Source organism: Corynebacterium sp. LaCa117 (genome assembly GCF_046717765.1).
Classification (GTDB): Bacteria; Actinomycetota; Actinomycetes; order Mycobacteriales; family Mycobacteriaceae; genus Corynebacterium; species Corynebacterium kefirresidentii.
The window spans coordinates 313,265-339,974 of sequence record NZ_CP177102.1; the positions used below are offsets into that span (position 1 = coordinate 313,265).

General features: G+C 63.7%; 27 protein-coding genes. 23 read left to right on the forward strand and 4 right to left on the reverse strand.

All coding sequences use genetic code 11. From position 1 onward, the window contains the following. The first annotated feature begins 63 nt into the window (after positions 1 to 63). The 4 genes from mshA to ACLI1L_RS01635 all read left to right on the forward strand — a co-directional run bounded on the left by mshA (position 64) and on the right by ACLI1L_RS01635 (position 4,146). Entirely contained in the window at positions 64 to 1,329 is a 1,266-nt protein-coding gene (gene mshA, locus ACLI1L_RS01620; protein ID WP_394286358.1) for a D-inositol-3-phosphate glycosyltransferase, read from the forward strand. Positions 1,330 to 1,369: 40 nt separating this feature from the next. After that, on the forward strand, positions 1,370 to 2,116 hold the full coding sequence (locus ACLI1L_RS01625) for a phosphoglyceromutase (protein WP_411707895.1): 747 nt from the start codon (positions 1,370 to 1,372) through the stop codon (positions 2,114 to 2,116). Positions 2,117 to 2,179: 63 nt separating this feature from the next. After that, positions 2,180 to 3,442 carry a sensor histidine kinase gene (locus ACLI1L_RS01630; protein WP_411707896.1) on the forward strand — a complete coding sequence of 421 codons (1,263 nt, stop codon included), beginning with the start codon at positions 2,180 to 2,182 and terminating at the stop codon, positions 3,440 to 3,442. Further along, positions 3,439 to 4,146: a response regulator transcription factor gene (locus ACLI1L_RS01635; protein WP_049358745.1), complete on the forward strand. Its 708-nt coding sequence runs from the start codon at positions 3,439 to 3,441 to the stop codon at positions 4,144 to 4,146. The genes ACLI1L_RS01630 and ACLI1L_RS01635 overlap by 4 nt, the downstream gene beginning before the upstream one ends. Here the strand turns inward: ACLI1L_RS01635 and ACLI1L_RS01640 are convergent. Then, positions 4,143 to 5,069, reverse strand: a complete 927-nt coding sequence (locus ACLI1L_RS01640; protein ID WP_411707897.1) for a hypothetical protein — start codon at positions 5,067 to 5,069, stop codon at positions 4,143 to 4,145. The two genes, ACLI1L_RS01635 and ACLI1L_RS01640, sit on opposite strands and share 4 nt — an antisense overlap. Before the next feature lie 33 nt (positions 5,070 to 5,102). Between ACLI1L_RS01640 and ACLI1L_RS01645 the strand changes: the two genes are divergently transcribed. The 5 genes from ACLI1L_RS01645 (at position 5,103) to ACLI1L_RS01665 (ending at position 8,638) form a co-directional block, all read left to right on the forward strand. Next, positions 5,103 to 6,032, forward strand: coding sequence for a Ppx/GppA phosphatase family protein (locus ACLI1L_RS01645; protein ID WP_080971159.1), 930 nt, complete (start codon positions 5,103 to 5,105; stop codon positions 6,030 to 6,032). A gap of 9 nt (positions 6,033 to 6,041) precedes the next feature. Then, entirely contained in the window at positions 6,042 to 7,019 is a 978-nt protein-coding gene (locus ACLI1L_RS01650) for a tripartite tricarboxylate transporter TctB family protein (RefSeq protein WP_411707898.1), read from the forward strand. 72 nt (positions 7,020 to 7,091) lie between these two features. Then, positions 7,092 to 7,883, forward strand: a complete 792-nt coding sequence (proC, locus tag ACLI1L_RS01655) for a pyrroline-5-carboxylate reductase (protein WP_411707899.1) — start codon at positions 7,092 to 7,094, stop codon at positions 7,881 to 7,883. A 225-nt stretch (positions 7,884 to 8,108) separates the two neighbouring features. Then, positions 8,109 to 8,297: a helix-turn-helix domain-containing protein gene (locus ACLI1L_RS01660; protein ID WP_005527601.1), complete on the forward strand. Its 189-nt coding sequence runs from the start codon at positions 8,109 to 8,111 to the stop codon at positions 8,295 to 8,297. A 239-nt stretch (positions 8,298 to 8,536) separates the two neighbouring features. Then, positions 8,537 to 8,638, forward strand: a complete 102-nt coding sequence (locus tag ACLI1L_RS01665; RefSeq protein WP_003855542.1) for a 30S ribosomal protein bS22 — start codon at positions 8,537 to 8,539, stop codon at positions 8,636 to 8,638. Between the two features lie 96 nt (positions 8,639 to 8,734). Here ACLI1L_RS01665 and ACLI1L_RS01670 read toward each other — a convergent pair whose 3' ends face one another. Further along, positions 8,735 to 9,772: an HAD-IB family hydrolase gene (locus tag ACLI1L_RS01670; RefSeq protein WP_411707900.1), complete on the reverse strand. Its 1,038-nt coding sequence runs from the start codon at positions 9,770 to 9,772 to the stop codon at positions 8,735 to 8,737. Between the two features lie 88 nt (positions 9,773 to 9,860). Here ACLI1L_RS01670 and ACLI1L_RS01675 point away from each other — a divergent pair, with 88 nt between their 5' ends. From ACLI1L_RS01675 to ACLI1L_RS01715, 9 genes are all read left to right on the forward strand, one after another. After that, positions 9,861 to 10,103 carry a glutaredoxin family protein gene (locus ACLI1L_RS01675; RefSeq protein ID WP_394287058.1) on the forward strand — a complete coding sequence of 81 codons (243 nt, stop codon included), beginning with the start codon at positions 9,861 to 9,863 and terminating at the stop codon, positions 10,101 to 10,103. A 73-nt stretch (positions 10,104 to 10,176) separates the two neighbouring features. Further along, the gene (locus tag ACLI1L_RS01680) at positions 10,177 to 11,511 is read left to right on the forward strand and encodes a glutamyl-tRNA reductase (RefSeq protein ID WP_411707901.1); all 1,335 of its coding nucleotides are present in this window, start codon (positions 10,177 to 10,179) and stop codon (positions 11,509 to 11,511) included. After that, positions 11,512 to 12,399 carry a hydroxymethylbilane synthase gene (hemC, locus tag ACLI1L_RS01685; RefSeq protein WP_023020479.1) on the forward strand — a complete coding sequence of 296 codons (888 nt, stop codon included), beginning with the start codon at positions 11,512 to 11,514 and terminating at the stop codon, positions 12,397 to 12,399. It abuts the gene before it with no gap. A gap of 208 nt (positions 12,400 to 12,607) precedes the next feature. Further along, positions 12,608 to 14,284, forward strand: coding sequence for a uroporphyrinogen-III synthase (locus tag ACLI1L_RS01690; RefSeq protein WP_411707902.1), 1,677 nt, complete (start codon positions 12,608 to 12,610; stop codon positions 14,282 to 14,284). 28 nt (positions 14,285 to 14,312) lie between these two features. Beyond that, positions 14,313 to 15,296, forward strand: coding sequence for a porphobilinogen synthase (gene hemB, locus ACLI1L_RS01695; RefSeq protein WP_411707903.1), 984 nt, complete (start codon positions 14,313 to 14,315; stop codon positions 15,294 to 15,296). Positions 15,297 to 15,305: 9 nt separating this feature from the next. Further along, positions 15,306 to 15,989 (forward strand): hypothetical protein, encoded by a 684-nt coding sequence (locus tag ACLI1L_RS01700; RefSeq protein WP_411707904.1) that lies wholly within the window; start codon positions 15,306 to 15,308, stop codon positions 15,987 to 15,989. Continuing rightward, entirely contained in the window at positions 15,986 to 16,477 is a 492-nt protein-coding gene (locus ACLI1L_RS01705; protein WP_411707905.1) for a tellurium resistance protein TerC, read from the forward strand. The genes ACLI1L_RS01700 and ACLI1L_RS01705 overlap by 4 nt, the downstream gene beginning before the upstream one ends. Positions 16,478 to 16,514: 37 nt before the next feature. Further along, positions 16,515 to 17,549, forward strand: coding sequence for a uroporphyrinogen decarboxylase (gene hemE, locus ACLI1L_RS01710; protein WP_411707906.1), 1,035 nt, complete (start codon positions 16,515 to 16,517; stop codon positions 17,547 to 17,549). Continuing rightward, positions 17,550 to 18,929 (forward strand): protoporphyrinogen oxidase, encoded by a 1,380-nt coding sequence (locus ACLI1L_RS01715; protein ID WP_394286297.1) that lies wholly within the window; start codon positions 17,550 to 17,552, stop codon positions 18,927 to 18,929. Between the two features lie 99 nt (positions 18,930 to 19,028). Here the strand turns inward: ACLI1L_RS01715 and ACLI1L_RS01720 are convergent, their stop codons facing one another. Continuing rightward, the gene (locus ACLI1L_RS01720; RefSeq protein WP_086588912.1) at positions 19,029 to 20,102 is read right to left on the reverse strand and encodes an HNH endonuclease signature motif containing protein; all 1,074 of its coding nucleotides are present in this window, start codon (positions 20,100 to 20,102) and stop codon (positions 19,029 to 19,031) included. 116 nt (positions 20,103 to 20,218) lie between these two features. Next, entirely contained in the window at positions 20,219 to 21,067 is an 849-nt protein-coding gene (locus ACLI1L_RS01725) for an NAD(P)-dependent oxidoreductase (protein ID WP_411707907.1), read from the reverse strand. Positions 21,068 to 21,731: 664 nt separating this feature from the next. On the opposite strand from ACLI1L_RS01725, the gene hemL reads away from it, so the two are divergent. The 5 genes from hemL to ACLI1L_RS01750 are packed head-to-tail and all read left to right on the forward strand — an operon-like array spanning position 21,732 to position 26,698. Then, positions 21,732 to 23,033, forward strand: a complete 1,302-nt coding sequence (hemL, locus tag ACLI1L_RS01730; RefSeq protein ID WP_411707908.1) for a glutamate-1-semialdehyde 2,1-aminomutase — start codon at positions 21,732 to 21,734, stop codon at positions 23,031 to 23,033. Positions 23,034 to 23,041: 8 nt separating this feature from the next. Then, positions 23,042 to 23,650 carry a histidine phosphatase family protein gene (locus ACLI1L_RS01735; RefSeq protein ID WP_049358713.1) on the forward strand — a complete coding sequence of 203 codons (609 nt, stop codon included), beginning with the start codon at positions 23,042 to 23,044 and terminating at the stop codon, positions 23,648 to 23,650. Further along, the gene (locus ACLI1L_RS01740; RefSeq protein WP_411707909.1) at positions 23,650 to 24,255 is read left to right on the forward strand and encodes a TlpA disulfide reductase family protein; all 606 of its coding nucleotides are present in this window, start codon (positions 23,650 to 23,652) and stop codon (positions 24,253 to 24,255) included. The genes ACLI1L_RS01735 and ACLI1L_RS01740 overlap by 1 nt, the downstream gene beginning before the upstream one ends. Then, positions 24,256 to 25,059, forward strand: a complete 804-nt coding sequence (locus ACLI1L_RS01745) for a cytochrome c biogenesis CcdA family protein (protein ID WP_411707910.1) — start codon at positions 24,256 to 24,258, stop codon at positions 25,057 to 25,059. Positions 25,060 to 25,066: 7 nt separating this feature from the next. Next, on the forward strand, positions 25,067 to 26,698 hold the full coding sequence (locus ACLI1L_RS01750) for a cytochrome c biogenesis protein ResB (RefSeq protein WP_394286950.1): 1,632 nt from the start codon (positions 25,067 to 25,069) through the stop codon (positions 26,696 to 26,698). The last annotated feature ends 12 nt before the right edge of the window (positions 26,699 to 26,710 follow it).

Sequence of the window (26,710 nt, forward strand, 5' to 3'; positions counted from 1 at the left end):
GTGACCTTTCGGTAGCGTAGGTTTCTGGCAGGGGCCAGTATAGCGCCGCTAGAATGGAGCGCCATGCGCATCGCCATGATCTCTATGCATACATCCCCCATCGAGCAGCCTGGCTCAGGGGATGCGGGTGGAATGAACGTCTACGTCCTCAATATTGCCCGCCAATTGGCCCGCCGGGGAATCGAGGTAGACGTCTATACCCGCGCCACCCGGCCCAGCCAGGGCGAAATCATTGCGGTGGAGCCTAGCCTGCGCGTTATCAATATCGTCGCGGGCCCGTATGAGGGGCTAGACAAAGAGGATCTCCCTACCCAGCTGGCCGCCTTCGCCGGCGGCATGGTGCAATTTGCCAAATGGCAGGGTAAAAAATATGACCTCATCCACTCCCACTACTGGCTTTCTGGCCAGGTGGGGTGGCTGTTGCGGGATCTCTGGGGTATCCCGCTCATTCACACAGCGCATACCCTCGCCGCGGTGAAAAACGCCTCGCGGACGGCGGATGACACCTTGGAGTCCGAAGCCCGCCGCATCTGCGAACAGCAATTGGTGGATAACGCGGACTTGCTGGTGGTCAATACCGAGCAAGAAGCCCGCGACTTGGCCGAACATTATGATGCCGAGAGAGACATTATTCGCGTGGTCTCGCCCGGCGCCGACGTAGAGCTTTTTACCCCTGGCACGGACCGCAATACCGAGCGCTCCCGTCGCGAGTTGGGCATTCCGCTGCACACCAAGGTGGTGGCCTTTGTCGGCCGCTTACAAAAATTCAAAGGCCCGGAGGTCCTCATCCGCGCCACGGCCGAACTCTTCCGCCGCGAGCCGGCCCGCAACCTGCGGGTGCTTATCTGCGGTGGCCCTTCGGGGGCCAATACAGCGCCGGAGGCTTATAGGGAGTTGGCGCGTGAGTTGGGCGTCGATAAGCGGGTGCGCTTCCTAGGTGCCCGCCCGCCGGAGGAGCTGGTGGGGGTCTACCGCGCGGCTGATATTGTGGCGGTGCCCAGCTATAACGAGTCCTTCGGCCTGGTGTCGCTGGAGGCCCAAGCTTCGGGCACGCCGGTGGTTGCAGCGGCCGTCGGCGGGCTGCCCATTGCCGTGGCCGACGGGGAGACTGGCTTGCTGGTGCACTCGCACGATCCGGAGGATTGGGCTGATGCCTTGGCCCGCCTGCTTGACGACGACCCCATGCGCATCGCCATGGGCGAAGCCGCCGTCGCCCACGCCGCGCGTTTTAGCTGGGCCAGCTCCGCCGCAGCGCTCGCAGAAATCTATGACGAGGCCAGCCATATCGAGGTTCCAGACTGCCATCAACGGCGGGCAAGTGGAGATTAAACCTCCTACGCCGGGAGCTATTTCGTGGCATGCTGGAAACATGACTAACGGAAAGCTAATTCTCCTTCGCCATGGCCAATCCAAGTGGAACGAGTCCAACCAGTTCACTGGCTGGGTCGATGTAGATCTGACCGAAAAAGGTGAGGCGGAAGCCAAGCGCGGCGGCGAGCTGCTCGCGCAGGAAGGCATTCTGCCGGACGTCCTATATACCTCTCTTCTGCGCCGCGCTATCCGCACCGCAAACATCGCGCTCAATGCCGCCGATCGTCACTGGATCCCAGTAGTGCGCGATTGGCGCCTCAACGAGCGCCACTACGGCGCCCTGCAAGGCCTGAACAAGGCTGAGACCAAGGAAGAGTACGGCGAGGAAAAGTTCATGGCATGGCGCCGCTCCTATGACACGCGCCCGCCAGAGCTGGCTGATGACTCCGAGTACTCCCAGGCCAATGACCCGCGCTACGCAGACCTAGACAAGGTCCCGCAGACCGAGTGCCTCAAGGATGTTGTCGCCCGCTTTGTGCCGTACTTTGAAGAGGAAATCCTTCCGCGCGCCAAGAAGGGCGAGACCGTGCTCATCGCCGCTCACGGCAACTCCCTGCGCGCACTGGTCAAGCACCTGGACAATATCTCTGATGATGATATTGCCGGATTGAATATCCCCACCGGCATCCCGCTGGTTTATGAGATTACCGAGGACGGCTCGGTAATAAACCCAGGCGGTACCTACCTGGATCCGGAAGCTGCTGCTGCCGGTGCCGCCGCCGTTGCTGCGCAGGGCGGTAAGTAAGTAACTGCGCTAAAGTCCCCGGGGAGTATTCCCTGGGGACTTTGTGATGGATAGGCTAGACACGTGGAACTGATTCTTTCCTTTGCCGCCGGCGTGGTGGCCTGCGGGTTGGCGCTGCCGGCGATTTCCTGGGCGCGCGGGCGCATTGCACGCTACCGCCAGGCTACCGATGTCGGGGCCAATCAGGTCACGACGGTTAGCCAGGTGCTGCACTTGGCCGTGCAAGGATCGCCGACGGCGCTGACGGTGCTGGACCGCAGCCAGGAAATCATCATGTCTAATCCGGCCGCGCATGAGATGTCCTTGGTGCATGACCGCGCCGTTAACCCGGAGGTGTGGGAGACCGCGCAGGAGGTCTTCGAAGACAAGGAGACCCGCACCGTCGACATAGCTATTCCCAAGCGGCGCACGGGACACCGCGTGACGCAGGTCAGGGCGGTGATTAAGCCACTGACTCTTAATGACGGCCGCTTTGTCATCGTCTACGGCACCGATGAAAGCGAAAATGTCCGCATGGAGTCCGCCCGCCGTGACTTCGTGGCGAACGTCTCCCACGAGCTCAAGACGCCCGTCGGCGGCATTGCCTTGCTGGCAGAGGCCCTGCTACAAGACCCCGGCGACCAAGAGACCGTGGAGTACTTTGGCAATAAGGTCTATAAGGAAGCCAACCGCATGGCCGATATGGTCAGCGAACTTATCTCCCTGTCCAAGCTGCAGGGCGCCGAGGCCCTGCCGGAGATGGAACCCCTAGCCGTAGATGATCTCATCGATGAAGCCCTCTCGCGCAACCACCTTGCTGCCGAAGCCCGTTCCATCGAGCTCAACCGCGGCGCCTCTGTCGGCGTGCAGGTTAAAGGCGATCGATCGCTGCTGGTAACAGCACTATCCAACCTGGTCTCCAATGCGATTAACTACTCGCCGGAGAAAATGCCGGTGTCCGTCTCCCAAAAGGTGGTGGATGGTGGGGTCGTACTCATCCGCGTCACGGACCGCGGCATTGGCATCGCACCGGATGACCAGAAACGTGTTTTTGAACGCTTCTTCCGTGTAGACCAAGCCCGGTCGCGGCAGACCGGAGGCACTGGCCTAGGATTAGCAATTGTTAAACACGTGGTGGCCAACCATGGTGGCAATATCAAACTATGGTCCCGGCCGGGTACGGGTTCTACATTCACCATCGAGTTGCCCATCTATAGGGAAGAAAAGCCAGCGCAGGAAGCTGGCATGAAGGATAATGAGAAAAGGGATGCCGTCGACGCGGCGGCGCCTGGGCTCCCGCGTGCAGTGGCACGCGTTGCAGCACGTCGAAAGGATAAAGCACAATGACCACCATCCTCATCGTTGAAGATGAAGAGTCGCTGGCAGATCCGCTGGCATTCCTCCTCCGCAAGGAAGGTTTTGAGCCCATCATCGCGCATGATGGCCCTACCGCGCTGGAAAAGTTTGCCGCAAACGACATCGATATCGTCCTTTTGGACCTCATGCTGCCCGGCATGTCCGGCACCGAGGTATGCAAACAGCTGCGCACTACTTCGTCCGTGCCCGTCATCATGGTCACCGCGCGCGATTCCGAGATTGATAAGGTCGTCGGACTCGAGCTGGGCGCCGATGACTACGTCACCAAGCCTTATTCTTCCCGCGAGCTTATCGCCCGCATCCGCGCGGTACTGCGCCGCGGCCATGATTCTGGAGCCGGCGCCGAGGCCGAGGCCGAAGAAGAGGTAGCCGAGCAGATCCTCGAAGGCGGCCGCGTCAAGATGGACGTGGAGCGCCACACCGTTACCGTCGCAGATGAGCCGGTATCCATGCCTCTCAAGGAATTCGACCTCCTGGAGTACCTATTGCGCAACGCCGGCCGCGTGCTCACCCGCGGTCAGCTCATTGACCGCATTTGGGGCGCTGATTATGTCGGAGATACCAAGACGCTCGACGTCCACGTCAAGCGCCTCCGCTCCAAGATCGAGGAACAGCCCTCCCGCCCGAAGCACTTGGTCACGGTGCGCGGTCTGGGCTATAAATTCGAGCTCTAATCTTCCGCCTGCGGGCTTTCCGCCTGCAGGCTCCCAGCCTTCACACTGGCCGGGTGCTGCGTGAGCTGGACGCCGTGTTCGGTCGCTGCCGCTCGGGCCTTGCAGTGCGCGGCCAGAATCTCATAAGACTCGCGGCCCATCAGGGCTACCAGCTCGTCCTCGTGCGACTGCCACATCGGCAGCGGGTTGGCGTGACAGGCGGAATCGGCTGAGCAATACCAATCAAAATCTTCGCCGCCATTGCCCCAGCCGCGACGGTCATACTCGCCTATCTGGGTGCGTAGGATCTCCTGCCCATCCGGGCGTTCCTCATAATCCTCGTACCGGCGCAGCGGCAGCTGCCAGCACACCTCCGGCTTGACCACCGTGAGTTCTTCGCCGGCATCCACCGCCCACTGGTGCAGCGCGCAGCCCGTGCCCGTTGCCCAACCGGTGCGGTTGGCAAAAATGCACGCGCCATCCACAATCGGCGTCTTAAGGGCCGGCTCCGGTTCCCCGTCCTCGCCGTCGAGTTCGTCCCATTCCAGCCACGGCTCTAATTCATCCGTAGCGTCTTGCGCGAGGAATTCATCTACCCCCGCTGGGCGCAGCTGCCAATATTCGGCGGGCATGCGCGCGACGGCGTCATAAAGCTGGTCGCGGTCTTCCTCATCGGCCATATAAGCGCCATGCACGCAGCAGCCCACTTCGGGCTGGCGCTTGTCGATGCCCCGGCATGCCGAAGTACCAAATTGGCAGCTGTAGTGCGATTCCACCCATGTCAGGTCGATGGAAAAGACGTGGTGTGGGTCGTTCGGATTGGTAAATTCAAACCACTCCCGCGGGAAATCGGGGGCCTCTTCGCGGCCCGCTCTTATCGACGCCGCCGCGGGCGAGCTCGCGGGAAAACCTAGATATACCGTGTCAGATTTTGGGCGATTCACACCTAACCACGGTAGACCTACTACGCTATTAGTGTGCGATTAGGTGTATTAGACGTCGGAAGCAATACCGTCCACCTCGTTGCGGTCGATGCCGCGACGGGCGGACGGCCGACTCCGATGAGTGATTGGAAGACCCCGCTTCGGCTGGTAGAACAGCTGGACAAGAAGGGCAACATCCATGAAAAGGGTGTAAAGAAGCTGGTCAGTGCCGTAGCTGAAGCTAGCGAGCTGGGTGAAAAGCTTGGCTGCGCTGAATTCATTGCCTTTGCTACCTCGGCGGTGCGCTCCGCGCCCAATTCGGAGGAGGTTCTCGATGAGGTGGAAAAGCATACCGGCGTGCGCCTGCAAATCCTCTCCGGCGTGGAAGAAGCCCAGCTGACCTTCCTCTCCGCGCGTCGCTGGTATGGCTGGTCCGCTGGCCGTATCACCAACCTGGATATCGGCGGCGGCTCGCTGGAACTTTCCACTGGTACTGATGAGCACCCCGACCTTGCTTTCTCCCTTGACCTGGGCGCCGGCCGGTTGACCCATAATTGGTTCGATACCGACCCACCAGAGAAGAAGAAGGTAAGTGCGCTGCGCGATTTTATTGATGCAGAGCTCGAGGACGTTGCCGCACAGATGAAGGCGATGGGTCCCGCCGGCCTCGCCGTGGGCACCTCTAAAACCTTCCGTACACTTGCACGACTTACCGGTTCTGCGCCCTCGTCTGCCGGCCCATACGTCAAGCGCACGCTGACTGCACCGGGTCTGCGCCAGTTGATTTCCTTCATCTCCCGCATGACTGCGGCAGACAGAGCGGACCTAGAAGGTGTAAGTTCTAACCGATCGCACCAAATCGTTGCCGGCGCTCTGGTGGCCGAGGCATCCATGCGAGCCTTGGAAATCGAGAAGCTGGAAATCTGCCCATGGGCGCTGCGTGAGGGCGTCATTTTGCGCCGGACCGACAAGGGATTGGAATAGGAAGAGATCATGGCTGACCAGAATAAGTTGACCGTGGCAGAGCTGCTGGCTCGCAATAACAAAGCCCGCGGCGAGAAGGAAAGCAAGAAAGACAACCGTTCTCGTCGCCACCGCCGCAGCCTGGATGAAGGCGGCATTTCCGTTGCTGAGCTGACCGGCAACCTCAAAAAGGTCAAGGCTTCTCCTGCCGAGGCCAAGCACACCTCCGTCTCTATCGACGAAGACGCCCCCGTCATCCGTTCCCCCAAGTCAGCCGAACAGGCCGGTGCCGATTCCGCGAAGAAGCCCGCCGCGGACCCAGCCGCAAAGACTGCAGCTGCTTCGTCCGCTACTCCAGCTGCCGCTGCTTCGGCCGCACAGAAGCCTGCTGCCACCGGCACGGCACCGGACGCGGCGAAGAAGAACCAGCCTTCAGCCGATGACACCGCGGTAATCCAGCGGGTGGATAAGGCGGGCGACGCTAAGCCTGCTGCGGACACGCCAGCGGCAAAGAAGCCAGACGCGGACAAGGCCCGCGCTGAAAAGCAGGGCACTGCGAAGCCTGCTGCTGAAAAGCCTAAGGATGACAAGCGCGCGAAGGCGGCCGGAGCGGGAGCTGCGGCAGCAGGTGCTGGAGCGGCCGCGGCGGCGGTGCCGGCGTCGAAGAAGGCGGGCGTCGCCAAGAGCGCAGAGGAAACCGGCAACCTACCCAAGGTCGAGGACAACGAGGATTGGGTGGAAGAAGAGCACGAGAAGCTCAATCCGGTATCCATCCTGCTGATGATCGTCGCGGGCATCCTGCTGGCGATTGTCATCTTCAAGGGCTTTGAGATTTTGTGGGATAACTTCCCACGCCTGGTCGTGGCCGTCCTAGCGCTGTGCGTCACCGCGATTATGGTCGGTGTGACCCACGCGCTGCGCACCGCACGCGATGGTTTCTCCATGTTCCTGGCCGGCTTTACCGGCCTCGTCCTTACCTTCGGCCCGCTCCTACTGGTTATGCTTTAAGCCCGCGCTTGGCGATGCCCCGGTTACCCCACACGGTAGCCGGGGTTCCGCATTTTTGGCATGGTGGAGACTATGACAAAAATTGCAATTTTAGGCGGCGGACAAATCGGTGAGGCTTTGACCTCGGGACTCGTGGCATCGGGCTTTGCGGGCTCGGATATCACGGTCACCAATCGCACCGAATCGCGCAGCCAAGAACTCGAACAGACCTATGGCGTGAATACCACCAGCGATAATGCGGCCGCGGTAGACGGCGCGGACTATATCTTCGCGTGCGTGAAGCCCTACGCCATCCTGGAACTGCTCCAAGGTCTTTCGCCGGCGAAGGACGCCGTGGTCGTTTCCATGGCCGCGGGCCTAACGCTAGAGCAGCTGCAGGGTGCGGTGGGCGAAGGCCAGCCGGTGGTGCGCGTCATGCCCAATACCCCCATGTTGGTGCGCCGCGGCATGTGCACCTGCGCGGCCGGCGAGCACGTGAGCGACACCCAGATGGACGGCGTGCGCGAGCTGCTAGAGGCCGTCGGTGAGGTCGCGGTTATCCCAGAGAAGAATATCGACGCCGCCACCGCGCTGGCGGGCTCCTCCCCGGCATACTTTTTCCTCGTGGCAGAGGCGCTTGTCGACGCCGGCGTGCAGCTCGGCCTTCCCCGCGACGTCGCTGAGAAGCTTGCCGCCCAGGCTGCGGCCGGCTCCGGCGAGATGTTGGCCAGCTCTGGCCGTTCGGCCACCCAGCTGCGTGCCGGAGTGACCTCGCCGGGCGGCACCACCGCGGCCGCTGTCCGCGAGCTGGAGGAGTCCGGCCTGCGTGGAGCGTTCTACCGCGCGGCAGAGGCCTGCTCCGACAAGGCTAAGGAGCTTGGCTAAAGCTTCCGTGCGCGACCTCCCCGTGGCGGGGGTGTACCCGCCCGGGAGCGCTGGGGCGGGTGTTAAGCAGCGCTTTCGGGGTAAACCCTAATGAATGCTGTGAAGAAATTTGGCACTTGGGTCGCATTAGTCACATGTTTCACGATAGGCTAGGACAAGCACGTGCGTGAAGTCCTGTGGGAGGGGAAGCCTACAGCGCGCACCGAGCTGAAGGGTTAGATATATATGGCAAATGAAGATAAGGGAACCTTTCTGACGATCGCGGAGGTCGCCGAGATTATGCGCGTCTCCAAGATGACCGTCTACCGTTTGGTTCACGCAGGCGAAATGCCGGCTGTTCGCGTTGGACGCTCTTTCCGCGTTCACGAGTCCGCCGTCAACGAGTACTTGGAGGCATCCGTCTACGGAGCCTAGGCTCGCGCCGCACTAGACAGCGCCCACCTCTGCTGGCCATCGTGGTCAGCGGTGGTGGGCGCTGTTCTTTCTCCTAGGCCCTTTTTGGTCACGGGCTGGGGGCTGGGTAAGATGGTGTGCATTCGTGTCGGCTCGCTGATGTGGCCCGCGGTCTGTGTGGCCACGGCGGCAAGAGTGCACCTTCGCCGTTTTAGCGCTGACAAGTTTGACAGTACGTACTATTTGAAAGTGAGGACTCTATGGGTTCCGTCATTAAGAAGCGCCGCAAGCGCATGTCCAAGAAGAAGCACCGCAAGATGCTGCGCCGCACCCGCGTGCAGCGCCGTAAGCTGGGCAAGTAAACCCAGCTCGCTTCTTACCCTCCGCCTTTGTGCGGAGGGTTTTTGCATGCTGGCTACAGTCCCTTCCCAGCGCAGACCGCTACCGCAAGCAGTAGCTTAGCGACGGTAGTAGCGCCAGCCGCCATAGGAAAAGGCAGCGGTGGCCAGGGCCGGCAGGCCATAGGTGCGGATGGCGCGGCGCACGGATCGATAGTCGCGCATCAGCCAGCCGTGCTCGCTGGCGATGGTGCGCAGCTTACGGTCTGGGTTAATGGCCACGGCGGTACCGACCATGGACAGCATGGGCACGTCGTTGGCGGAATCCGAATACGCGGTGCAGCGCGAAAGGTCCAAGCCCTCGATGGTCGCGAGCGCGGCTACGGCGTGCTTTTTGCCGGGGCCGTGCAGGATATCGCCGACTAGCCGGCCGGTGAACTTGCCATCCTTGACCTCCGCGACGGTGCCGAGCGCTCCCGTAAACCCGAAGCGCCGCGCGAGCACCTGTGCTAGCTGCACCGGGGTGGCCGTGACCAACCACACCTGCTGGCCGGCGGCTAAGTGCATTTCTGCTAACTGGGTAGTGCCAGGGTATGCGCGGCGCGCGAGCGAGGCGTCCACGATCTCCTCGCATAGCTCGACCAGCTCGTCGACGCTGCGGCCTTTGACAAACTCGAGCGCCTGCGCACGGCCGGCGGCGACGTCTCGGGCATTTTCGCTGCCGGAGACGCGGAATTTAAGCTGTTTCCATGCAATCGGCACGATTTCCGATAGCCGGAAGTAGCGCTTGCGGGCCAACCCGAAGGCGAATTCCACGAGGGAGGAGCCTTGGATGAGGGTATTGTCGACGTCGAAAAACGCCGCCGCGCCCACATCCACCGGCACGTCTGGGTCCTGGGCGGTAATACGCTGCGCGCCCGCCGCGTCATAAGAGCCGGTTACCGAATCCACACCGGAGGCAAAATCCTCTAGCTCCAGCCCGAATTCTTCCAATGCCGCCGCGGCCGCGGCTTCGCCGGCGGTGCGCTGGGATTCCTCGTCCAGCGGGGCGAGCGCCTGGTTTTCTAAAAAATTACGCAGATTGCCGCGCGAAGCGGTCCAGTTGGCCAAGAATTCGCGGGGAGTTTCGGGGAACCCTGGGGGAGTGGTAGCGGACACGAGTCAGACAAACAGCTTTCGCAAACGCGGGGTGGACTAACGTGTCCATAGTAATGGTTTCGACCGCCGCCGTCCCTGTGAGGAGAATATGTCTCAGCATCTCGTCGAGCTCATGGTGCGCACCACCTGCGGTTCTTGTGTGCGCGTGAGGGAGCAGATTACCCCCGTTGTCGCGCAGGCAGGTGCGGAGCTTGCCGTGCGTAACGTGGATGAGGACGCGGAGCTGGCCATGGAGTTCGGTGATCGCGTGCCCGTCGTGGTCATCGACGGCGAAGAGTTCGCCTGCTGGGAAGTAGACAACGCCGAGCTCGCGGCCGAGCTAAGCAGATAATTCGGGATCCATGCCACCGACGGGTAGTCTTTTGGAGGATTAAAATCAATCAAATGGTTGAGGAGTGTTGTGCATGAGCGTGCTCGTCGTGGGCATGTCCCACCAGTCGGCGCCAGTGGCGCTGCTGGAGAAGCTGAGCATGGATAGTGCGGTCCAGGATTCCGCCTGCGGGAAACTGGTGGCGGCCGACTCACTTTCAGAGGCGATGATCATCTCCACCTGCAACCGCATGGAGGTCTACACCGTGACCAACTCCTTCCATGCCGGCGTGCAGGAAGTCGTGCGCGTGCTCACCCAGGTATCGGACGTGAGCGAGGAGGAGCTGCGCAGCTACCTCTACGTGCGCTATGCCGACGCCGCGGCCGAGCACCTGATGTCGGTGACCTCCGGGCTGGATTCCATGGTGGTAGGAGAGCAGCAGATCATCGGCCAGGTGCGCAGCGCCTACCAGGCCGCCTCCGAACAAGGCACGGCCGGCCCGCGCATCCACGCGTTGGCGCAGTCGGCGCTACGGGCGGGCAAGCGCGTGCACTCCGAGACCGACATCGATGAGGCAGGCTCCTCCATGGTGTCCTTCGCCTTCGACCAAGCCCTGCAGCGCCTAGACGCCGAGGACTTGGCCGGCAAGACCGCGTTGGTCCTCGGCGCAGGTGCTATGGCTTCGCTCGCCGCCACCCACGCCGGCCGGCTGGGGGTCAAGGAGCTGGTGCTGGCCAACCGCACCCGCGAGCGCGCCGAGCGCCTGGCCAGCCACGCCGAGGAGGCGGGCGTTGCCGCCCGCGTCGTGGACTTTTCCCAACGTGCCGCCGCGCTTTCCGACGTCGACCTGGCCATCTCCGCCACCGGCGCCGATAACTTCACCATCGAGGCCACCGACATTCCCACCGGCCGCGAGCTCATGCTCATCGATCTCTCCCTGCCGCGCGATATCGACGATGCCGCCGCTGCGGCCGAGGGCGTGGATCTGGTCAATATCGAGCGCCTGAGCAAGTCGCTCTCGGCCGCCTCCACCGATCTCGCGGCCGGCACCAGCCCGCACGCGCAGGCCCGCCACATCGTCGACGAAGAACTCGCGGCCTATACCTCGGCCCAGCGCGTGCGCGACGTTGCCCCGGCCGTGAGCGCCCTGCACCGCCGTGCGGCCGACCTCGTGGAATGCGAGGCCGCACGCCTGCAACACAAGCACCCCGAACTCGCGGGCAAGCAGTTTGAGGACGTCCAGCTCGCCCTTAAGCGCGTGGCCGATAAGCTGCTCCATGAACCGACGGTGAGGGCGAAGAAGCTGGCGGCGTCGGAAAGCAGCGTCAGCAGCGAAAATGCCCTGCAGGAACTTTTTGGCTTGCAGCTGGAAGGCTCCGGTGTGTCCGTGGCCGTTAATGAATTGCCCACCATGACTAAGGAGGCCTAAATGTTTCAGATTGGTACCCGCGGCTCCAAGCTTGCCACCACCCAGGCGGGCCATGTCCGCGATTGGCTTATCGACGCCGGCTTTGACTCCCAGCTCCACATCGTCACCACCGCCGGCGACGTCAATATGGCACCGGTCGAGCGCATCGGCGTCGGCGTATTTACCCAGGCGCTGCGCGAGGCGCTTTATGCCGGCGAGTGCGATATCGCCGTCCACTCTTTTAAAGACCTGCCCACCGCGCCCGATGATCGCTTCCGCCTCGTGGTGCCGCAGCGCCAGGATTCCCGCGAGGCGCTCGTCGCCCGCGATGGCCTGAGCCTGGCGCAGCTGCCGCAGGGCGCGCGCGTGGGTACCTCCGCCCCGCGCCGCATCTCCCAGCTGGCCGCCATTCGCCCCGACCTGGAGATTCGCCCGCTGCGCGGCAATATCGATACCCGCATGTCCAAGGTCACCGACGGCGAGCTCGACGCCGTCTTGCTGGCCTATGCCGGCCTGCTGCGCGGCGGTTACGCGGACCGTGCCACCGAAATCTTCGAGCCCTCCGTCTTCATGCCGGCGCCGGCCCAGGGCGCCCTCGCCATCGAGGCCGTGGCCGGAACCGAGGCTGCCGCGGCCCTCGATGCCATCGTTGATGACCGCGCCTCGGCCGCCGCGGCCGGTGAGCGCGCCGTGCTGGCCCGCCTTGAGGCCGGTTGTACCGCGCCGGTGGCTGCCACCTCGCGCTGGGACGGCGACCAGCTCACCGTGCGCGGTGGCGTCTTTGCGCTCGATGGTTCGCGTCAGCTTACTGCCACCGCCTCCGGGCCTGCGGCCGAAGCCGCCGAGCTCGGCGCGCGCGTTTCCGACGAGCTTTTCGCCGGTGGTGCGGCCGAGCTGCTGGGCAAGTAATTTCGCCTTTAGGCGCTAATAATTTAAGGTGTAGATACCACAAATCATTGTCCCGCAATGATCCGGCCCCCTTTAAGGGCATCCCAGGACTTAAGGCCTGGGATTTTGGCCGTTATGACCGTGTCACCCACCGCCGGCGCGGGGAACCACACCGCATGCGATCATGTCCGTGCGCGGTGCCGCGCGCCCGAATTTAGAAAAGAACTTTATGAGCAATGCCGCGCCAGACACCCAATTGGGCAAGATCGTCTTTGTGGGCGCTGGTCCAGGTAATCCCGACCTGCTGACCGTCCGCGCCCGCGAGGTTCTGGCAAATAGTGCCATCGCCGTGACCGATCCAGAGGTCATGCAGGGGGTGCGCGATGCCGTCGCAGCCGCCCTGCCCGTACCGCAAGAGCTTCTCGATGCCGCCGAGACCGAATACGCCCAAATGTGCGCCGATGCCAAGGCTAAGGGCGCGCGCCGCAAGCCGCCCCGCCCCGCGCCGCCAACGGCCGCGGTGCTGTATGAACCGGGAGAGGATATCGTCGGCCAGCTGCGTGAGTGCTTGGTTGAGGCCGACGGCGAAGATGTCATCCGCCTAGTGACCGGCAACCCGCTGCACCGCGAGTCCATCAAGGCCGAAATCAATGCCGTGGCCTCCGCCGGCCTAGAATTCCAGGTCGTGCCGGGCATGTCCCTGCCGTCGACCGTGCCGTCCTTTGCTGGCATTGCACTCGGCTCGACCTATACCGAGGCCGATGTCACCAACGGCGCCGATTGGGACGCGCTGGCCAACGCCACGCAGCCCATCGTTCTGCAGGCCACGAAGGAGGACCTGCCGGTCATCTCCGAAGAGCTGCAACAACGCGGCATGCCGGCCGAGACCGAGGCTTTTGTCACCGTCCACGGCACCACCCGTCTGCAGCGCACCTACGAGACCACGCTGGGCACCATGGGCAAACTCGACGCTGACCTTGTCGGCCCGCTCGTGGTCACCCTCGGCCGCAGCATCGACGACCGCACCAAATACTCCTGGTGGGAAAACCGTCCCCTCTACGGCTGGCGCGTGCTCGTGCCGCGCACTAAGGAGCAGGCTGGTCCGATGTCCGCGCGCCTGGCCGGCTACGGTGCCATTCCCCAAAACGTGCCCACCATCTCCATCGAGCCGCCGCGTAATCCGGCGCAGATGGACCGTGCGATTAAGGGAATCGTCGAGGGCCGCTATAAGTGGATCGTCTTTACCTCTGTCAACGCAGTGAGCGCGGTGTGGGATAAGATCGCCCAGCTCGGCCTCGACGCCCGCGATTTCGCCGGCGTCCACCTCGCGGCCGTGGGCACCAAGACGGCGGCCGCCATCCGCGCCAAGGGCATGGTCCCGGAGCTTTTACCGCACAAGAAAAAGCAGAACGCCGAGGGCCTGCTCGATGTCTTCCCCAACTTCGTGGAAGATATCGACGCCGTCGGCCGCGTCCTGCTCCCGCGCGCCGATATCGCGGCCGATACCCTCGTGGACGGACTCAAGGCCCTCGACTGGGAAGTCGATGACGTCGTGGCCTACCGCACCGTCCGCGCCGCCCCGCCTTCGGCCGAGATCCGCGACATGATCAAGACCGGCGGCTTCGACGCGGTCGCCTTCACCTCTGGGTCCACCGTGCGCAACCTGGTGGGCATTGCGGGCAAACCGCACCAGCGGACGATCATTGCGTGTATCGGGCCGTCGGCAAGAGCGGCCGCGGAAGAGATGGGCCTGCGCGTCGATGTCGTGCCCGAGGTCGCGGACGTACCCGCACTTGTCGACGCCCTCGCAGACCACGTCGCCGCCCTCCGCGCCGCCGGAAACCTTCCCGCGCCGAGGAAGAAGCGCCGCTCGCGCAAGAAGGCTACTAAGGTCGACAAGGCATAAGTTTTAGTCTCGCTCTAAGGAGTACCCAATGAGCACCTTCCCAGCCCGCCGCCCACGCCGTCTGCGCACCACCCCCGCGATGCGCAACCTTGTGGCCGAAACCCAGGTCCGCCCCTCGGACCTGATTTTGCCCATGTTCATCGTGGACGGCCTCGACGCCCCGCGCGAGATTCCCTCCATGCCGGGCGTTTACCAGCACACTTTTGATTCCCTGCGCCGCGCGACCGAAGAGGCGCTAGAAGCCGGAGTGACCTGCGTCGATCTTTTCGGCGTTCCGCTCGAGGAAGACAAGGATGATACCGGCTCCGTCGCGTGGGACCCGCAGGGCATTTTGAACCGCGGCATTTCCTGCCTGCGCGAGGAATTCGGCGATGACCTCATCGTGATGGCCGATACCTGCCTCGACGAATTCGCCTCCCACGGCCACTGCGGCGTGCTGGATGACAAGGGCCGCGTGCTTAACGACGAATCCGTCAAGCTCTACCAAGACATGGCCCGCTCCCAGGCCCGCGCCGGCGCCCACATCGTCTCCCCGTCCGGCATGATGGACGGCCAGGTGGCCGCCATCCGCGCCGGCCTCGACGAGGCCGGCCACGAGGATGTGGCCATCATGGCCTATTCCGCCAAGTATGCCTCCGCCTTCTTCGGCCCGTTCCGCGACGCCGTCGGCTCCTCCCTCGAGGGCGACCGCCGTACCTACCAGCAGGATCCGCGCAACTTCCGCGAGTCCTTGCTCGAGGCCGAGCTCGACATCGAAGAGGGCGCGGACTTCGTCATGGTCAAGCCCGGCCTGCCTTACCTGGACGTGCTTTCGGCCGTGGCGGAGACTTCTCCCGTGCCGGTTGCGGTCTACCAGGTCTCCGGCGAGTACGCGATGGTTAAGGCCGCGGCCGCCAATGGGTGGATTGACGGCGAGGCCATCATGCTCGAGTCCCTGACCGCGTTCAAGCGCGCCGGTGCCGACCAGATTCTCACCTACTTCGCTACCGAAGCCGCCCGCCTGCTCAAGTAAAGGATCCCTGTGACTGTTACGCCCCCGTCGTCCACCCCTGCTCCGCGCTCGCCGCGCACGCAACGCCCGGAATCCGTGGCGTACATGCTGTGGCTGTGGATGGGCGCGCTGTGCGGCGAGGCCGTGCACCAGGTGCTCAAAGTGGTGCTGACGCTGCTCAACCACGACGTACTCATGTCGCAGGCCAAGGAGATGGCCAAGTCCGCGCCGGCCGGCGTCGATGAAGCCCAGCTTTCCGACGCCTTCCTCCGCACCGCCGCCTACGCCTCCGTCGCCCTTTCGGCCGCCATTTCCTTGGCGATTATCGTGCTGCTGGCCTTCCTGCTGCGGTCCCTGGCGCGTCGCGGCAAGCGGGCCGGCACCTCGCGGCGCGTGTGGTTCGCCTTCTCGCTGTATTTTGGCTTCCGCATCCTGCTGACTTTCATGGTTACCCCGGCCGGCGCTGATGTGCCCGATTGGCTCTTTGCCGCCGATGGCATGGTGCAGATCCTGGTCGGCGTCGCGGCGGTGCTCGGCCTGATTTTCTCCGTGCGGGTCGATACCTTGGACTACACCGGCGAGCTCGAGCAGATGCGCGAGCTGGAAAAGGAACTCGAACAAGCACAGCGCGAGAAGAAGCGCGCCGAGCAAGAACGCAAGCGTGTCAAGGATGACCAGCGCAGCAAGCGCACTGACCGGGAGGACAAGCGATGAGCAATACCGAGCGGCCCGGCCCCCGGGACTATAATCGCGCGGCCAGAAATACCTCCGCCAGCCAGAACCTCGACGCCTGGCCGCGGCCGCTGCGCTGGGCCTATTGGGTGCTCGTCGTCAGCGCCGTGCTCATGCTGGTCAGCGGCATGGTGGGCATCTTTGGCTCGGGCGGGCCGCAGGTGGAGCCGCAGAATGCGCAGGTCGCGGAGTATCTGCATGAAAATCGGCTATTTGTTGCGGTGACCAATGCCGTCGGCGCCGTCGTGCTGGCGCTCTTTGCCGCGCAGCTGGCCAGCGGGTCCAAGTGGGCGCGCCGCATCATCACCGTTGTCATCGCCATCGCGCTCTTTAATAATATCGCCGCCCTGGCGCTTGGCATTGGCGGGCTTAGTCTGCTGATTATCCCCATTTCCTTGATCATCGCCCTCGCGCTGCTTTTCCAGCCGCAGTCCAACCGCTTTATTAAGGACCGCAGCTTGCGTGGCTAATTAGCCCCCACTCCAACTTTTGATTCATAATTGGGGCATGTCTCGACTTAATCGTGCCCCGCTTATCGACGCCGCCCTCGGCCGCACCCCCTCCCGACCCCCAGTCTGGTTCATGCGCCAAGCTGGCCGTTCGCTGCCGGAATACCGCGCCGCCCGCGAGGGGATTAGCATGCTCGATTCCTGCTTCATGCCAGAGCTGCTGGCAGAAATTACCCTGCAGCCGGTGCGCCGCCACGACGTTGATGCTGCCATTTTATTTTCCGATATCGTCGTCCCGCTCAAAGCCGCCGGCGTCAAGGTCGATATCGTGCCGGGTCGCGGGCCGGTGATGGAGCAGGCGGTGCGGAGTAGGGAGGACGTCGGCAAGCTGCCGCTGCTAGAGGCCGATGTCCCCGAGGTCACCGAAGGCATCGCCCGCATCCTGGCCGAGCTCACCGAAACCCAAGCGCTCATCGGCTTCGTTGGTGCACCGTTCACGCTGGCTAGCTACCTCATTGAGGGCGGGCCGTCTAAGAACCACGAGCGCACCAAGGCCCTCATGCACGCCGAGCCGGAGACTTGGCATATGCTCATGCGCCGCCTGGTGCCTACCATCACCCGTTTCCTGCAGGTCCAGGTTGATGCCGGCATCGACGCCATGCAGCTTTTCGATTCCTGGGCGGGCTACCTCAACGAGCGTGACTACCGCGAATTCGTTTTGCCGTATTCGCGAGAAATCCTGGCCGGCGTGGACATTCCGCGCATCCACTTCGGCGTCGGCACCGGCGAGCTCTTGCCGGCTATGTCGGAGGCGGGGTCGGAGGTCATGGGCGTCGATTATCGCGTGCCCATGGATGCCGCGGCCGAGCGCGTGAGCGCCCGCGTGCTGCAGGGCAACCTTGACCCAGCCATGCTTTTTGCCGGCGACGACGCCGTGCGCCAGGCCGTACGCACCATCCGCGGCGAGGTCGATCGGGCGCGCGAGCGCGGCGATATCGACGGCCACATCTGGAACCTCGGCCACGGGGTCCTGCCAACTACTGACGCGGAAGCAATCACCCGCGCCGTATCTATCATCCACGAGGAGGGCTAAATGCGTATTGCGATTATCGGTGCCGGCCTGGCGGGCTTGACGGCCGCCTACGAGCTGCGCGATCACGACGTCGAGGTTTTCGAGGCCGCCGGCCGCATCGGTGGAAAGTTGTACTCTGTGCCGTTTAACGACGGCCCGACCGACATGGGCGCCGAGGCCTTCCTCGCCCGCCGGCGCGACGCCGTGGAATTTATCGAATCCCTCGGCCTCGGCGATAGCTTGGTCGAGCCCTCCGGGCTGCACTCGCTGGTGTATTCCGGCGAGATCAAGCCCCTGCCGCGCGGCGGAATGATGGGCATTCCTTCGCACTCGGAGCCGGTCGCGCACTTGGTCTCGGCCGAGACCGCGCGCCGCATCGACAATGAAGAGCCCTTCGAGTGGACGGCAGGCAGCGACGTGTCCGTAGGCAAGCTGGTGCGCCAGCAGTTTGGCGACGACCTCGTCGACCACGTTATCTCCGCCCTCCTCGGCGGCGTGTACTCCTGTTCGGCCGATGATCTGGGTGTGCGCGCGACTATCCCGGCGCTGGCGGAAACCCTCGACGCGCTGTCCGAGCGCGGCCCAGTGACCCTCTCGGCCGCGGTCCGCACGCTGGAGGAGGCCCGCGCGGCCGCGCCCCGCAGCGGCGGCCCCGTCTTCCAGACTTTCCGCGGCGGCTACGCGGAGCTTTATGAGGCACTGGCCGAGCAATCCCGCGCCAAGATCTACCTCGATACTTTTATCTCCGGCATTACCCGCGAGGGCGAGCAATTCCGCCTGGCCGGAGCACCGGCCGATGCGGCGCCATTTGACCGCGTGCTCGTAGCCACCCCGGCTCCGACCGCGGCACGCCTATTGCTCAAGGTGTCCCCGCAAGCGGCGGAACGGCTGAAGGGCGTAAAATTGGCGGCGTCGGCCGTCGTGGGGTTGAAATTCGAGTCCGATACAGACCCTTCGGGAAACGCTTTGCCGCAGAATTCCGGAATTCTCGTGGCCACCGACCAAGACGACGTGCATGCCAAGGCCTTCACCCTCTCTTCGCGCAAATGGCCGCATTTGGCTGAGCGCGGCGGCGCCCTCGTACGTGCTTCCTTCGGCCGCTTTGGCGACGACGCCATCGTCCGCGCCGAAGAAGACGACCTCGTCGATTATGCCCTCGATGATCTCCAGCGACTCACTGGCTTCGACGGCCGCGCCGCGGGTGTCGCGGAGATCTTCACCCAGCGTTGGTTCGGCGGCCTGCCGCGCTACGACGCCGGGCACCTCGAAACTGTGGCCGGCGCACGCGGCGCTCTCGCGGCGACGCCCGGCGTCGATGCCACCGGCGCCTGGGCCGGCGGCGTTGGAGTCCCCAACGTCATTGCAGATGCCCGTTCCGCCTCCGCGCGTATCGTCCGCTAGCGGTGCCGCACGCTGCGTGCAATCCGGGGCACCCGCTGTGGCGTGGTGCGGGCACGCCAAAGGGGCAGCAGGGCATCCTGCTGCCTAGTGGCATGAGTCCTAGTGCGGTGAATCCGGTGGGGTCGGTTGCACTGGCGCGTTCGGGCTGGATGTCGATGCGGCGGTATCGGCCCACGGTGGTTGCCACACCACGCGACCTCGGCGGCGAACGAGTCTCCCGCGGACAGGCGGGGCATTCGGGTCATCGTCATTGACGCCATTGTGGTACGGGCAGCAGGTGGCGAGGTTTGACATGTTGGTCTCGCCGCCGTGCTGCCATGCCTGCAAGTGGTGTATTTGGCATTTATCCGCCGGGTAGTTGCACGCGGGCCACGGGCACACAGGGTTTTCGGCGGCAGCCATGAGCCGCTGCTTTTCGCTGGCCATTCGCTCCGTGCGGTAGAGGTTGACCGCGCCCTCGAAGGGGTGGACGAGGGTGATGAGGCCGCGTTGGGCAAGCGTGCGTGAGATAAGTTCCGCGCCGGTAATCCGGGCGCCGTTGGTGAGCTGGATGGTAATTTCCTCGCCCTCGCCGTCGATGATGCGGTCGAGCTCGTCGAGCGTGATGATCGCGTTGGTCGTAATGGTCGGGCGGCTGGCGGCGGAAGGGGCGGTGGGGGAGAAGAGAGCCGCGACGGAATCCAGGGGCGCATCCTCATCCAAGGAGGATTCCAAGTCCGCGATAAGCGAGGAAGGGCCGGTAATCGCGAGGGTCCATGGCGCGCCCTTGCGACGGCGGATGCGCACGCCGGGGCGTGGCGGGGTCGGGGGATTGAGCTCGCGTAGCTTTTTACGCGCTAGTTTTTCCATTTCATCGGTATCGGCGGCGGTGCGGCATAGCTCCACGCGCAGGCGCCAGGCGTCGCGCTTAGTCTTGGCGCGGGCGGCGTAGCGCTCGATTACCTCCAGCGTGGGCAGTGGGTGGGCGCGGTCGCGCGCGGCGTTAACCGCCTGGCGTTGGAGGCGGCTAAAGGAGGTGGGGGCAAAGAGGGCGTCGGCAAGCGTGAGCAAGGTGCGGGCCGTTTTATTGGGCGCGCCGGCGGCGCACAGCTGGTCTTCAGACATGCCAGCGCACCCGGCAACGATATCGATGCCGGGCGCTAAGGCCGCGAGATAGGTCTGAAGAGCTGTCATGCCCCGCAGCCTAAGCCACCGCGCGCAATCCGTGCGAGGGTAAGCGCGCGAACCTGTGGATAACTAGGGCCGGAAAGGCGAATTTCGGCCCGCACGCCCGGCGGGCCTGTGGATAACTAGCCTTTATTGCGGAATACGAAGATGGAGGAGAAGTCCTGATCGCCGTGTCCCATGGCCTGCATTTCCTCGAAGCGGCCAATGGCGGCAGTCAGGGCGGGCAGCGGCTTGGTGGAGGTCATCTCCATGAGCTTCGCGTCCTTAGCCAGGGCGTCGACGGTGAAATCGCCCGGGTCGGTATTGCGCTCGCCGGTGATAAACGGAGCTTTCATATTTGCGATGAAGGACAGGCCGGTGATGTCGAGCATCTGGAGCACCACCTCGGAGTCCAGGCCCTCGGATTCGCCGAGCTGCAGGGCTTCGAGCAGGCCTTCGGCGGTGACGGCGAGTGCCAAATTAGCAAGCAGCTTTCCGATGGCCGCCGTGGCCGCCGTCTCCACCCCAATGAGTTTGTCTTCTCCCGCCCAGGACTCGGCGAGGGACATGGCTTGCTCGCGGCGGGCGTCGTCAGGCGTGCCCACATAGACGCCGAGCTTGCCCTCGCGGGCCGGGCCGAGCGTGCCGACGACCGGGGCGTGGACGTAGGTTTCCACGGCGGCGGCGAATTCGCGGGCATCGTTGGGTGAGACGGTGGTGGTATCGATCCAGGTCACGCCGGCGGGGATGAGCTGCGGCTCGATGACGACCTCGCGGACATCGTCAGGCCCGAAGAGCGAGGTGATGATGACCTCGGCGTTCACTACGGCCTCGGTGGGCGAGGCAGCAAGCTCGGCGCCTTCCTCCACCAGCGGCTGGGCACGCTCGGCGGTGCGGTTCCAGACGGTCATTTCGATGCCGTCCTGCTCATTGAGCAGGCGGCGGGCTAGTTCGGTTCCCATGCGGCCAGTTCCAAGAAATGCAATCCTCATGCTTTCCCAGTGTGCCATCTTTGGGGCCAGGCTCGCCGCTTCAGGGCCGCAACGGACGCGTCGTGGGCCGTGATCTAGAGGCCCGGAATCCGCGGCGCGGGCGGTAGCGGCAGCGCCGGCGGGGCGGGCATAGCTGGAACGTCCGGTGCGGCGTTCTCGATGCGCCCGCGGACCTCATGCGGCGGAATGTTGAGGTTCGGCAGTCCGCTTTTGTCCCGCGCGGGAGGGTGTGGCGCTGCCGGTTGCGGTGCAGGCACCGGCGCGGGCCGAGGCGCCGGAGCGGGAGCCGGGCCCGGTTCTGGGCGAGGGGCCGGCGCGGCCTCGGGCGCGGGCGTCGCGGTTGACGGCGAAGGTTCCGCGGCCGGCGGCGAAGGAGGCGCCGTGTCTTCCTGCGGCAGGTCGCGAGGGGTGAGAGGGTGGGGAGGGGGCTGCCAGGAGGGGACGTCGGCAAGCGGGGCGGCACCTACCGAGGTAGGCAGCGGCCGTTCGGGCGCGGGCCGGGCGCAACCGGCGAGGCAGAAAGCGGCCAGGATGGCGAAAATGACAGTGCGCTGCATTGAAAATCCCCCCGAATTGAAAAGTGCAACGCCCCGAAGTTTAGCGGCTGACTGTGAATCACGCAGTCCAACTTTTGTATAGCGCGCGAATCGCTAGAATGTCAGACATGCCTAATACTTCCCAGTCGCAACAGTGGTTTGAGCGTTCCTCCAAGGTGATTCCGGGCGGGGTGAACTCGCCGGTGCGCGCGTTTGGCTCCGTGGGCGGCCAGGCCCGCGTGATTGAGCGCGGTGCGGGCTCGCGCCTGTGGGATGCCGACGGCAATGAGTATGTTGACCTGGTCAGTTCCTATGGTCCGATGATCCACGGCAACGCGCACCCGGAGATTGTGGAGGCCGTGCAGAAGGCGGCTGCGGGCGGTTTGAGCTTCGGCTCGCCCACGGAAGGCGAAGCTTTGCTCGCGGAGGCCATCGTGTCGCGCACCGCGGCCGATAAGGTGCGCATGGTCAACTCCGGCACCGAGGCCACTATGTCTGCGGTCCGCTTGGCCCGCGGCTATACCGGCCGCGCCAAGGTATTGAAGTTTGAAGGCTGCTACCACGGCCACGTGGATGCCCTGCTGGCCTCGGCCGGTTCCGGTGTGGCGACCTTTGCGCTGCCGGATTCCCCGGGCGTGACGGGCGCGACGGCGGCCGATACCATCGTCGTTCCTTATAACGATATCGAGGCCGTGCGCGAGGCATTCGTGCAGCACCCGGGCGAGATTGCCTGCATTATCGCGGAGGCCTCGGCCGGCAATATGGGCACCGTGGCTCCGGTGGAGGGCTTCAACGCCGCGCTTGCCGACGTCGCCCATAAAGACGGCGCCCTCCTCATCCTTGACGAAGTCATGACCGGCTTCCGCACCTCCTATAAGGGCTGGTACGGCGTCGACGGCGTGGCGGCGGACCTGGTGACCTTTGGCAAGGTCGTCTCCGGTGGCTTGCCGGCCGCCGCCTTCGGTGGCCGCGCCGAGGTCATGGACTACCTCGCGCCGGAAGGACCGGTTTACCAGGCGGGCACGCTGTCCGGTAACCCGGTGGCGATGGCTTCGGGCCTGAAGTCTTTGGAGCTGGCCGATGAATCGCTCTATGAGCGTCTGCAGGCCAATGCGGACCGCCTGACCGGCATGATTTCTGAGGCGCTATCGGCCGAGGGCGTGGCGCACCACATTCAGCGCGCCTCCTCGATGTTCTCCATCCGCTTTGCCGAGGGAGAGGGCCGCAACTTCGCCGATATGCAGGCGGCCGAGACCTTCCGCTTCACCCCGTTCTTCCACGCTCTGCTGGATAACGGCATCTATGTCGCGCCGAGCCCATTCGAGACCTGGTTTGTCTCGGATGCTCTTAAAGACGCCGACTTTGAACTCATCGAGGCGGCCCTCAAGCCCGCCGCCCAAGCTGCGGCCGCTGCGCGTCCCGCAAACTAAGGAGAGACATGACACGCACCATCGTTCACCTCGTGCGTCACGGCGAGGTCCACAACCCGGAGAAGATCCTCTACGGGCGTATCCCGGGGTATCACCTATCCTCGCGCGGGCATTCCATGGCGGCGCGGACCGCAGAGTCCTTTCGCGACCATGATGTGACCTACCTGGCGGCCTCGCCGCTGCAGCGCGCCCAAGAGACAGCGCGGCCGATTGCGGAGGCAACGGGGTTGGACGTGGACGTCGATAAGACGCTTATCGAGTCCGGCAACCGCTTCGAGGGCCTGCGCACCAAGGGCCTGCGTTCCGCGCTGTGGAATCCGCGCCGCTGGCCGCTGCTGGTCAATCCGCTGGAGCCATCGTGGGGTGAGCCTTATGAGCGCATCGCCGAGCGCATGCTGGGGTCCATCGAGCGCGCCCGTACCGCCGCGGCCGGCCACGAGGCGATTTTGGTCAGCCACCAGCTGCCCATCGTGATGGTGCAGCGCACTGTGCTCGGCCAGCGTTTGCCGCACGCGCCGTGGAACCGCGAATGCGACTTGGCCTCGGTAACCTCCCTGCTTTTTGAAGACAACCAGGTCACCGATATTTTCTACTCTTCGCCGGCGCAGGAGATTTAATGGCACTACGACGCAAACGCGCTGTTGGCGCGGTGCTGGCGGCAGCGGCCGTGGCACTTGCTGGGTGCGCGCAGGATTCCGATAACGCCCAAAACGCGGTTGCTACCGGCGGTAATTTCGAATTCATCACCCCCGGCGGCGAGAAGGTCATCAATTACGAGGAATCTGAGCGCAAGCCGCTGCGCACGTTCTCCGGCGAGGATGTGCGCGATACGGATAAAACCATCTCCTTGGAAGACTATGATGGCGAAATCGTCGTGCTTAACTCCTGGGGCCAGTGGTGCGCGCCTTGCCGCAGCGAGGCCGATGACCTCCAAGAGATCCACTCCGAGCTGCAAAAGCGCAAGATCGGCACCGTCTTGGGCATCAATGTGCGCGACTATAACCCGCAGGTGTCCAATGACTTCCTCGAAGACAACGGGCTGAAGTATCCCTCCATCTATGATCCGCCGTTTAAGACCGCCGCGGCCCTAGGTGGCGTGCCGACTTCCGTGGTGCCCACCACCATCGTCTTGGATAAACAGCACCGCCCGGCTACGGTCTTTTTGCGTTCCATCACCGCTAAAGATGTGATGGATGTAGTGGACAAGTTAGAAAAGGAATAAATGGACAACGCAGCGAGCTTCGGCAACTCCTTTGCCGAGGCCGTGACCTCCGGCCCACTTATTTTGGGCCTGCTCGCGGCCGCCGTGGCGGGGCTGGTGAGCTTCGCCAGTCCGTGTGTGATCCCGCTGGTCCCCGGCTATATTTCCTACCTGGCCGGCGTGGTAGGCGGTGAGGTTACCTTCGATGGGGAGTTGGGGGTGGGCGTCGGCAAGCGCAGGCAATGGGCCGTGGTACTGGCCGCCGCCTTGTTCATCCTGGGCTTTACCGTGGTTTTCCTGCTGGCGACGGTTTCGGTATTCGGCGCGATTTCCGCGCTGCGGCTCAATGAAGAAATGCTCATGCGGGTAGGCGGCGGCGTGACCATCCTGATGGGTGTGGTCTTCTTGGGCGCGATTCCAGCGCTGCAGAAAGATACCCGCCTGGCGCCGAAGCGCTGGACCACCTGGCTGGGCGCGCCGCTACTCGGCGGGGTATTCGCGCTGGGCTGGACGCCGTGCCTGGGACCAACGCTGGCCGCCATCATTTCCGTATCGGCCGGCACCGAGGGTATGACGGCCGCGCGCGGCGTGCTGCTCATTATCTTTTATTGCCTGGGCCTGGGCCTACCGTTCCTTCTGGTGGCGCTGGGCTCCGCGCGGGCGATGCGCACGATTTCGTGGGCCCGCAAACACTCGCATACCATCCAGATAATCGGCGGCGTGGCCATGATCCTCGTCGGCCTGGCACTGGTAACCGGCCTATGGGGCGAATTTATTAGCCTCATCCGCCAGTGGACCGGCAACTACGGCGCAACCCTTATTTAGGAGAGACGTGAAATATTTCCGCAAAGCCTGGCATTGGCTGACCAGTATGCGCACCGCGCTAGCGCTGCTTTTCTTGCTGGCGCTGGCCGCGATTCCCGGTTCTTTGCTGCCGCAGCGCGATCTCAACGAGCAGAACGTGCAGGACTTTATCGAGTCCAATGGCAACGTGGCGAAGATTTATGACAAGCTGCAGCTTTTCGACGTCTTTTCCTCCGTCTGGTTCCAGGCCATCTTCGTCCTCTTGGCGATTTCCCTGGTTGGCTGCATCCTGCCGCGCTCCTGGGATCACTATAAGGCGTGGAAGACCCCGCCGACGCGCGCGCCAAAGTACCTCCACAAGCTGCCGCTGGCGGCCGAGGGGCACTCGGAAAAGAGCGAGGAAGAGCTATCCGCGGAAATCAAAAAGCGCCTGAAAAAGTGGCGCGTGGCCGAGTACTCCCCGGAGAAGGACCGTGCCGGCGTGCATACCTTCTCCGCGGAGCGCGGCTACGGCCGCGAGCTAGCCAACCTCATTTTCCACGTGGCGCTGGTAGCCATCCTGGTCACGGTTGCCGCCGGCAAGCTGGTCAACTACGAAGGCCAGGTCATCGTGGTCACTGAGTCTGGCTCGCAGGGCGGCGACCAGACCCTGGATCAGTCTACGGAGTTCTGCAATACCTCTACGTCTAACTTTGACTCCTTCCGCGCCGGCCCGCTTTTCGACGGCACCGGGCTCCACCCCTTCTGCCTCATCGCCCATGACTTCGCGGCCGAATACCTGCCGAATGGCCAGGCCGAGATGTTTACCTCCAACGTCTCTTATGCCGAGGGCGAGGACATCTACAAGGATGACTCCGAGTGGAAGGATTATGAACTCAAGGTCAACCATCCGCTGCGCCTGGCGCATAACCGCGTCTATTTGCAGGGCCATGGCTACGCGCCGACGGTCACCGTGGAATGGCCCAATGGGGAAAAGCGCACCCAGACTATTCAGTTCCAGCCGAATGATACGACCTTCTTCCTGTCCTCCGGCGCGATGCGCTTTGACCCGCCGGCCGGCATGCACCCGGACCTCTATGAGCGTCGTCAGAATCAGATCGCCATTCAGGGTCTGTTCGCGCCTACGGCCGAGTGGGCTGGTGAGAACGGCAAGCTGCTGCAGTCTTCGTACCCAGGTTTGCAGGATCCAGCGATGGCCATCGATATCTACCGCGGTGATGCCGGCTTGGATACCGGCACCCCGCAGTCCTTCTTTTCGTTGGATCCGAACCTGGTGCACTCCGGCCAGCTGCGAAAGATTGACCGCGTGAACCTCAACCAGGGTGAGGATGTCACCCTGGACGATGGGACCAAGATCACCTTCAACGGCGCCAGCGAGTTTGCCAATTACCAGGTCTCTTATGACCCCTTCCAGAAGTGGGTTCTGGTTTCCGCACTGGTAATGCTCATCTCCTTGGTGGGTTCGCTGGTGATTAAGCGCCGCCGCGTCTATATCCGCCTGCGGCCGAACGCGGCCGGCGGCACCGATGTGGAGATGGGTGGTCTCGCCCGCACCGACCGCGCCGGTTGGTCGGAGGAGTTCCACGAGCTGCACCGCGCGCTGCTGGAGCTGCCAGACCCAGACGAAGTCGAAGAAGACGAGCTTTATACCGATGATTAGTACGTCGGCCTA